The sequence below is a fragment of the Paenibacillus campinasensis genome (genome assembly GCF_002272015.1).
Lineage (GTDB): Bacteria > Bacillota > Bacilli > Paenibacillales > Paenibacillaceae > Paenibacillus_AQ > Paenibacillus_AQ campinasensis.
Genome location: NZ_NPBY01000117.1, coordinates 1 through 8849, shown reverse-complemented (window position 1 = coordinate 8849; position 8849 = coordinate 1). Strand labels below are relative to the sequence as shown.

The following is an 8849-nucleotide window of genomic DNA, read 5'->3' as shown; positions in this document are numbered from 1 at the left end:
TTTCGCTGCAATGAAAACGAATAAAGAGAATTAATACCCGTAGTACATTGCCTCTTCGAATTCTTCCATGGTAACAACATCAGCATCTTGTGGGATGCCTACTTTAAATTCTGCTGTCTCATTGATTTTCGTGTAATGAGAGCTTCCTTTGAATACAAGCTTCATGTTGTCGCTGGACTCAGGATCGTTGAAGACCAGGTCAGCCGTCACATCTTGGTATACAGGGAAGTCTTTTTTGTCGATAGCGGTATTGATATTGAAGCTGTTGATCACGAGAAACTCATTCAATTCCTCAAGTGCGATCTTCAGATCTTCTTGACTCACCGAAGTGATGGATTCTCTCGCTTCATCAATCTCTGCTTGCGTCAGACCGACCAGTTCACGATATTCTTCCTTGGCAATGATGTCAAGGATCTTAGGAAGCACATTGTTGACGATCAGCTCTACAGCTTCATTCACATTGTCGTTATTAATGGAGAATTGAATGATTTGCTTCGTCTCAATGCCTTCTGGAAGACTAACATCGGATGCCGCGATTTCTTTGAAGTATTTCTCTTCGTCAAACTCACTCATGAATGCTTCAAGGATTTCATTCGAGAACTCTTGGGATTTCTTCGCATCCAGTGTGGCCGGATTGAAGGATTCCCCAGCTTCCTCAGCAAGCTCCTTCAGATCAAGAACTAGGAATTTGCCTACAACTTCTTCAGGCAGCGGCAGCATCGGGATATTCGGAACCTTCACATAGATTTTCTCCTGCGTCATCACCATATCCAGATTGAAGGACATGGCCATATCGCCCTTCAAGTTAATTCCCATTTTAAACTCGGCTTGCATCGGATCGGCTTGGTATACCCCATCCAGCGTGACTTCTGCATTCTTCAGGACATTAAGAGCAAGCTCCGCATCTGCAGTATTTATTTCGGCAATGTTCATTACCAGATCCTCAATGACGAATTTGCTGCTCATCTCATAGGAAGTCATTGCTGTTGCACTCTTCAGTGAATTGACCATAGCAGCTTTCGGCTCGTCTTTCTTGGCGCAGCCAGCGAGAACGACTGTTACGGACAGTAGCAGCGTTAACATAATGGCTACTAACTTCTTGTTCATTAAAAACTCTCCCCTCTAGATCTTAAGAAAAAAATAACAGACCTTTTCATCATAACCTATTTTGTCAGATTGAGAAACACTATTTGGAATTTTTTCTGAAATATCTCAGTTGTTTTGAAATCAAACTTCTTTATTCCAAATGATGTCGTGTTATTTGTAAGGGCCCTTTGAATAACACTTTCCCCTTTATACGAGGTGGAGTCAGAAAGAGTTTCAGAAAAAAATCAGGCTTTTTCTCATTAGACGAAAAAGAGCCTCCCGCACGATCGCAGGAAGCTCCAATCTTCTGTTATTCTCCTCATACAGCCGGCTCTGCATCGAGCCTACCCTTCTGGATTAAAGTTACCCGACTGCTTGCGAATTTTCGCACGATGCGATCCGGACAGCGGCTCTTGCCCACCACGATGCTGTTCCTCACGCTCGCGCTTTGGCTCCTGCGCCTCCGGCACCGGAACAGATTTCGGTTTGCTCATGCCATGACCTCCATTTCAATTGCTGGGATAGCTGCCTTCCCAGGTGTTTGCCTGGCCTTGTGTCGACCTTGCCGGCATGATCAGGACCTGGGTCCTATAATCAACGATCCCGGTCAGTGATGTGTGATTTGCTGAAGCGCTTGTGCGCATTCATGAATGTGACGTGTGTAATCGCTAACCATCCCTTGAATGTTCTCGTTGCGCTCATCCGTCGTAGCGCCCGCTCGCTCCACATCGACCAGATCCACTCTCACTTCCCTGGAATCCACGTAGGTGCATTGAAAGTCGAATGAATAGTCCTGTCTCCCTGCCGTATCAATATGGATCCGGACAGCTTGAGGATTCCCTTCGTCTGCAGCTACCTCGGCCCGGTCTCCTGGCTTCAGAATCGTCCCGAGTCTTTCTTGCCAGGCACTGACCAGCGTTTCCTGATTTACATTCAGCTCTGAGTTCATCATTCACACCTCCCCTTCCTTATAAATTGCGGAGATGCGTGTTGTTTTATACAAAAAAAGCCGTCCCCCGAAGGGAACAGCTTACTCTATATATGTATGGCGGAGAGGATGGGATTCGAACCCATGTGGAGTTGCCCCCTAACGGTTTTCAAGACCGCCCCGTTATGACCGCTTCGGTACCTCTCCAAGATGGTATAAAGCTCTTGCATGAATCACATGCGAAGATCATTATACCACAGAACGACAACAATTATCAAATATTATTTATCCTTCGGAGCAATGACACTCACATTGCCCATGTAAGGACGAAGAACCTCCGGAATTACGACGCTGCCGTCCGCTTGCTGGTAGTTCTCGAGAATAGCCGCTACCGTCCGACCCACGGCAAGCCCCGATCCATTCAAGGTATGCACGAACTCCGGCTTCGCTTTCGCTTCCGGGCGGAAACGAATATTCGCGCGGCGGGCCTGGAAGTCCCCGATATTCGAGCAGGAAGAGATTTCACGGTACATCCCGCTCTCCGGAAGCCATACCTCCAGGTCGTAGGTTTTCGTGGAACCAAATCCCATGTCGCCCGTGCACAGCAGCATCACGCGATATGGAAGCTCCAGAAGCTGAAGTACACGTTCTGCATCTGCAGTCATCTTCTCAAGCTCTTCAAAAGATTGATCCGGATGTACTATCTTCACCATTTCAACCTTGTTAAATTGATGCTGGCGAATCAGGCCTCGCGTATCACGTCCGGCTGCACCCGCCTCGGAACGGAAGCAGGAGCTGTAAGCCACATAATACTTTGGCAATTCTTGAGCGCTCAAAATTTCCTCGCGGTGATAGTTCGTAACAGGCACTTCCGCCGTCGGGATAAGATAGTAATCCGTGTCGCTCAGCTTGAACAGATCCTCTTCAAATTTAGGAAGTTGGCCTGTTCCGTACAGGCTGTCCCGGTTGACGATATAGGGAGGAAGCATTTCTTCATAACCGTGTTTATCGCTGTGCAGGTCCATCATGAAGTTAATCAGCGCGCGTTCAAGTCGAGCTCCGAGTCCTTTATAGAACGTGAATCGAGAGCCTGTGACCTTGCCTGCTGCTTCAAAATCAAGGATGTCCGTACTTTGGGCAATTTCCCAGTGAGCCTTCGGCTGAAAATCGAACGTCCGCGGCTCGGACCAGCGGCGAACCTCTACATTCTCCTCTTCGGAAGCCCCGACCGGCACACTTTCATGAGGAATATTCGGAATGGCCAGCGTCAGCTCGGAAATCTGGTTCTCAAGCTCACGAACCTCTTCATCCAAACTTTTGATACGGTCGGACACCTCACGCATTTCTACAATGAGATCGTCTGCATTTTCACGGTTCTTCTTCAATCTCGCCACTTCAGCTGATACCGTATTCCGCCGGTTCTTCAAGTTCTCGCTTTCCTGGAGAAGCTCACGCCGCCGTGCATCCAGCTCGGGGAAATCCGAGATCAAATCAAGCGATTTGCCGCGGTTCTTCAATGCTTCCTCTACGCGGTGATAGTCGTTGCGCAATATTTTTACGTCTAACACGGGAAACCCTCCTAAATAACATCCAAATTCCACTTGTTTAAGAAAAACAAACTTGACTCTTGCAACAAGAGTCAAGATGTTTTCTCTATTCTTTTATTGTACACCAGTTCGACTTGCTTCCACCATCTCAATAAAATACTGATGCAATCGGAAATCATCCGTCAGCTCCGGATGGAAGGATGCAGCCAGAAGATGCCCCTGACGCGCGGTCACAATCTCATCCTTATAGGTCGACAGCACCTCGACGTCCGATCCTACCTCCATAATCAGGGGAGCACGGATAAATACCGCGCGTATAGGCTCGTCAATGCCCTTCACAACCAAATCGGTCTCAAAGCTTTCACGCTGCCGGCCAAAAGCGTTGCGGGCCACGGTCATATTCATCAGCTTCAGATGAGCTTCCTCATGGCCGTCAATCCGTTCAGCCAGCACGATCAGTCCTGCGCATGTTCCGAAAATTGGCTTGCCCTGCTCTGAAAACTGCCGGATGGCTTCCATAAATCCGTATTTGCGCATCAGCTTGCCGATGGTAGTGCTTTCTCCTCCGGGAATGATCAGCCCGTCCAAATCCTCCAGCTGCTCTACCCGTTTCACTGGAACACCATCGGCACCAGCAAGCGATATGCTGCGAATATGCTCTGTAACGGCACCCTGCAGTGCCAGTACGCCGATCTTCATGTTACCCCTTCTCTCTCTTACCAACCGCGATCCTGCATCCGCTCAGCAGGCGACAGCTTGGAAATCTCGATGCCTTTCATCGGGGTGCCCAGGTTTTTAGATACCTCGGCAATCAATTTATAATCTTCATAATGTGTGGTAGCTTCAACGATAGCACGAGCGAACTTCTCCGGATTGTCGGACTTGAAAATACCGGAGCCTACGAATACGCCGTCTGCCCCGAGATGCATCATCAAAGCCGCATCCGCAGGCGTTGCAATTCCACCAGCAGCGAAGTTCACGACAGGCAGCTTGCCCGATTCATGTACACTTTTCAGCAGATCATAGGATACACCCAAATTCTTCGCTTCGGCATATAGCTCGTCCTTCGACATGTTCTGCACTTTACGAATTTGGCTGTTGATCAGACGCATATGACGAACAGCTTCCACGATGTTCCCTGTTCCCGGCTCACCCTTCGTACGGATCATGGATGCACCTTCACCGATCCGTCTGAGCGCTTCACCGATGTCCTTGGCGCCGCATACGAAAGGAACGGTAAAATCCCATTTATCGATATGGAAAACTTCATCAGCCGGCGTCAGGACCTCGCTCTCGTCCAAGTAATCGACACCGAGAGACTCAAGAACCTTCGCCTCGACATAGTGACCGATACGAGCTTTAGCCATTACCGGAATGGATACGACCTTCATGACTTCCTCCACAATGGTAGGGTCCGCCATGCGAGCCACGCCGCCTGCCGCACGAATGTCAGAAGGGACTCTTTCCAGTGCCATAACGGCAGTTGCGCCAGCAGCCTCGGCAATCTTCGCTTGCTCTGCGTTCATGACGTCCATGATGACGCCGCCTTTTTGCATTTCTGCCATGCCTCTTTTTACAGTAGCTGTTCCTGTTTCCATATGCCCTAGCCTCCCGAATAATACGATATATCTGAATCGCCACAAGCGATGCCAGTGGTATGTTAATTCATCACGCTGTCCGTAACTTTGTCCATGAATCTAACTTGATATTTTACCCCAATCAACTCAAATATACAACCCATTTACTCGGGATTTATACGTTTCGGTTAAAAAAGATTTTTGATCGATTCGAACAGATCTGCGAAGAACTGTGAGATTGCACGCATCAACAGCTTGAACCATCCCGCCTTCTCAACCTCGTCAGCTGTAATCAAATTGACCGTTACCGTCTGCTCACTGTCCATACCTTCTACTGTATAAGAGTATGTCACGGTGCCTACTTTTGTATCCTTCGCAACTGGCGCCGTCAGATTGTTGCTGTCGATGGTCGCTTCAAAGTTGATGTTAGCACCACTCGATCCTTTAGGAAGCATGAAGCTTACCGGCTTGTCCGTTACAATGGCAGCTTCTGTATCCTTGCCCTTGCTGACCTGGATATTCTCAAAACCTTCTACCGTCGATTGTGCCGGTACAACCTCTTTGATTTCAAAATTGTCGAAGCCGTAATCCAGCACCTTGCGCGTTTCCTGGAAACGAGCGCCTTCCGATTTAGTCCCCATCACCACACTGATCAGACGCATGCCATCCCGTTCAGCCGTCCCTGCAAAGCAGTATCCTGCTGCCGACGTATGTCCGGTCTTCATACCATCAAGGCCTTCATAGGCATAAGCTTTAAAGTTGGTAATATCCTTGTTGGACTCCAGCATCCAGTTGTAGTTAATGATTGGATCCTTATCCCGTTCACGAAACTTATAGGACGGAATCGCCGTAAACTCGGCAAAATCCGGATGGTCCATGACGATGTGCTTAACAAGAATCGCGGCATCCATGGCGGACATCACCGTTTCGCGATCTTCTTGTGGACGGAATTTCTTTGGCATATCGGCCCGGCTCAAACCTGTTGAGTTAATAAAAAAGGCCGTTTCCATTCCCATTTGCTTCGCGGTTTCGTTCATCATGTTGACAAACTCTGCCTCGGTGCCTGCCACATACTCCGCCAGGGCAACCGTCGCATCGTTCGCCGAGCCTACCGCCATCGCGATGTACAGCTCTCTTACCGTATGCTGATCGCCCTCAGCAAGGAAGATGCGGGAGCCTACGCTCTTAGCTGCATTCTCCCGCACCGTGACGACATCATCCCAAGAGATGATGCCTTGCTTCACCTGCTCAGCCACAATATACTCTGTCATCATCTTCGTCATACTGGCGGGTGGCAACGCCACGTCAGCGTCGATGTTCAACAGTATCTGACCTGTGGTTGGCTCCAGCAGCACAGCGGATTTCACTTCGAGCCCGAGCTGATCTATGGATGGTACCTTGTCTGGCTTCGCATTGGTCGTAGTCGTCGCTTCCGTTTCATCGGTGCTTGTCGTCTCCGCCGTCGCTACCAGGTGGGACGCGGCGAAAGAAACGGCCGGCACGGTGGAAAAGCCCAATATATTAACGAGCATCAAGGATGCTATAGTTCGTTGTACGATTTTACGTTTCTTTCTTGCAGACTTCTCTATCAATGGAATTACTCCCCTCTAATTCTCAATAAGTCAATTGCTTGTTCTATTCTATCATAGGGGGGGTATCAAAAAAAGACAAGCCAACCGAAATCCGGCAGGCTTGTCCGAGGAAATAAATTACATATATTCGCAGTTGATGTATAATCTGCTGTTAACCCGAGAGTAAAACATCAAAAGGCTCCTTCTTACAAGGAATAGTTAGGCGCTTCCTTCGTAATTTGAATGTTATGCGGATGGCTCTCGCGAAGACCCGCACCCGTGATGCGAACGAATTGGGTATCGTTACGAAGCTCTTCCAGATCCTTCGTTCCGCAATAACCCATACCAGAGCGCAGACCGCCGATCAGCTGATGGATTGTATCCGCAAGCGGCCCCTTATAAGCTACGCGACCTTCGATCCCCTCAGGAACCAGCTTCTTGTCATCCTCCTGGAAGTAGCGGTCCTTGCTGCCTTGCTTCATAGCAGCCATGGAGCCCATACCACGATAAGCTTTGAAGCGACGGCCTTGGTAAATTTCGAATTCACCAGGGCTTTCCTCCGTGCCGGCAAACATGCTGCCCAGCATGACGGCGTGTGCGCCTGCGGCGATTGCTTTCGTAATCTCACCGGAATATTTGATACCGCCGTCAGCAATAATTGGAACACCGTATTCCTTCGCTACGGTAGCACAGTCATAGATGGCTGTAATTTGCGGCACACCGATACCAGCAATAACCCGGGTTGTACAGATGGAGCCTGGTCCAATGCCGACTTTTACTACAGATGCTCCGGCTTCGATCAGCTCGCGAGTTCCTTCACCTGTCGCCACGTTACCAGCAATGATCGTAAGATCCGGATAACGCTCACGCAGCTTGCGCACAGCCTCGATAATGTTAATATGATGGCCGTGAGCCGAATCCACCGTGATCACGTCTACGCCTGCCTGAACAAGCGCCTCTGCACGGTCAAAGGTGTCTTTGGAGATACCGATGGCAGCGCCCACCAACAGACGACCTTGCGCATCCTTGGCGGCGTTCGGGAACTGGATTGCTTTCTCGATGTCCTTGATCGTAATAAGGCCTTTCAGGACGTTGCTCTCATCCACGAGAGGAAGCTTCTCGATTTTATGCTTTTGCAGAATCGACTCCGCATCCTGCAGCGTTGTGCCAACCGGAGCAGTGACCAGATTCTCGCTGGTCATTACATCGCGGATCACGGTGTTGTAGTCGTGGACGAAACGCAGGTCACGATTCGTCAAAATCCCGATCAGCTTATTATGCTCATCAACAATCGGCACACCGGAAATCCGGAATTTGCCCATCAGTTTCTCAGCATCAGCTACCAGGTTGTCAGCCCGAAGGGAAAATGGATTCGTAATGACACCGCTCTCTGAGCGCTTCACCCGATCGACTTCCTCCGCTTGCTGTTCGATTGTCATATTTTTATGAATGATACCGATTCCACCTTCTCTAGCAATGGCAATCGCCAGAGGCGCCTCTGTAACGGTGTCCATTCCGGCACTGATCAATGGAATGTTCAACTTCACATGTTCACTTAATCTTGTGGTCACATCCACTTCCTTAGGGAGTACCTCGGATTTTCTAGGAACCAATAATACATCGTCAAAAGTAAAGCCTTCCTTGCTAAACTTATCTTCCCACACCTGGGTTATTCCTCCTTTGTTTGTCGTCTTCCGGCGGACTTTAAATATAGTTTCAAGGCTGGATGGGACGGCGTTTTCTGTATTTTCAGAAATATATTATTGCAATCTTAGCAAAGGGCCTATAGGCTGTCAAGGCATTGGAACAGACCTTTTTCTGCATAGCTGCACCATCCATTCAGGGCAATATCCGTGTCTACCGTGAACGGACAAAGTCCGTCCATATCCTTACATAACAACTAATTAAATGCTGTACATATACAAAACACCATCCGGTGAGGAATGTTGGGACCACTCGGTAAAGCTGCTTTAGTATGCCCAGCGTGCAATGCATTAAAACGGTCCGGATGACCTGCAGAAGCAGGCAAGATAGACTTCATCACAGCAAACATGAGATTCACGAATAGCTTTATGCCAAAAGGAAAGACAAAAAACAAGCTCGCTATCGACGAATCGATAACGAGCTTGTTCGGTTGTTC

General features: G+C 48.9%; 9 protein-coding genes and 1 tRNA gene. All 10 read right to left on the bottom strand.

Translation table 11 applies throughout. The annotated features are described in order from the left end of the window. Positions 1-30: 30 nt before the first annotated feature. Entirely contained in the window at positions 31-1107 is a 1077-nt protein-coding gene (locus CHH67_RS25470; protein WP_095268172.1) for a hypothetical protein, read from the bottom strand. Positions 1108-1430: 323 nt separating this feature from the next. After that, the gene (locus tag CHH67_RS25465) at positions 1431-1580 is read right to left on the bottom strand and encodes a small acid-soluble spore protein P (RefSeq protein ID WP_095268171.1); all 150 of its coding nucleotides are present in this window, start codon (positions 1578-1580) and stop codon (positions 1431-1433) included. A gap of 113 nt (positions 1581-1693) precedes the next feature. Then, positions 1694-2035 (bottom strand): hypothetical protein, encoded by a 342-nt coding sequence (locus CHH67_RS25460; RefSeq protein WP_095268170.1) that lies wholly within the window; start codon positions 2033-2035, stop codon positions 1694-1696. 97 nt (positions 2036-2132) lie between these two features. Beyond that, positions 2133-2221: transfer RNA gene (locus CHH67_RS25455), tRNA-Ser, on the bottom strand. A gap of 74 nt (positions 2222-2295) precedes the next feature. After that, positions 2296-3582: a serine--tRNA ligase gene (gene serS / locus CHH67_RS25450; protein WP_095268169.1), complete on the bottom strand. Its 1287-nt coding sequence runs from the start codon at positions 3580-3582 to the stop codon at positions 2296-2298. Positions 3583-3675: 93 nt separating this feature from the next. After that, the gene (gene pdxT, locus CHH67_RS25445; RefSeq protein ID WP_095268168.1) at positions 3676-4260 is read right to left on the bottom strand and encodes a pyridoxal 5'-phosphate synthase glutaminase subunit PdxT; all 585 of its coding nucleotides are present in this window, start codon (positions 4258-4260) and stop codon (positions 3676-3678) included. 17 nt (positions 4261-4277) lie between these two features. Continuing rightward, positions 4278-5159, bottom strand: a complete 882-nt coding sequence (gene pdxS / locus CHH67_RS25440; RefSeq protein ID WP_095268167.1) for a pyridoxal 5'-phosphate synthase lyase subunit PdxS — start codon at positions 5157-5159, stop codon at positions 4278-4280. 167 nt (positions 5160-5326) lie between these two features. Further along, entirely contained in the window at positions 5327-6670 is a 1344-nt protein-coding gene (locus tag CHH67_RS25435) for a D-alanyl-D-alanine carboxypeptidase family protein (RefSeq protein ID WP_179292225.1), read from the bottom strand. 245 nt (positions 6671-6915) lie between these two features. Further along, positions 6916-8373: an IMP dehydrogenase gene (gene guaB / locus CHH67_RS25430; protein WP_095268165.1), complete on the bottom strand. Its 1458-nt coding sequence runs from the start codon at positions 8371-8373 to the stop codon at positions 6916-6918. Between the two features lie 236 nt (positions 8374-8609). After that, on the bottom strand, positions 8610-8849 hold a 240-nt coding region (locus CHH67_RS26645; RefSeq protein WP_218832087.1), incomplete at its 5' end, for a hypothetical protein.

Bases quoted from the DNA above. Each gene is read 5' to 3' on its own strand.
- CHH67_RS25470 (WP_095268172.1), bottom strand. From the start codon at position 1,107: ATGAACAAGAAGTTAGTAGCCATTATGTTAACGCTGCTACTGTCCGTA.
- CHH67_RS25465 (WP_095268171.1), bottom strand. From the start codon at position 1,580: ATGAGCAAACCGAAATCTGTTCCGGTGCCGGAGGCGCAGGAGCCAAAG.
- CHH67_RS25460 (WP_095268170.1), bottom strand. From the start codon at position 2,035: ATGAACTCAGAGCTGAATGTAAATCAGGAAACGCTGGTCAGTGCCTGG.
- pdxT (WP_095268168.1), bottom strand. From the start codon at position 4,260: ATGAAGATCGGCGTACTGGCACTGCAGGGTGCCGTTACAGAGCATATT.
- pdxS (WP_095268167.1), bottom strand. From the start codon at position 5,159: ATGGAAACAGGAACAGCTACTGTAAAAAGAGGCATGGCAGAAATGCAA.
- CHH67_RS25435 (WP_179292225.1), bottom strand. From the start codon at position 6,670: ATGCTCGTTAATATATTGGGCTTTTCCACCGTGCCGGCCGTTTCTTTC.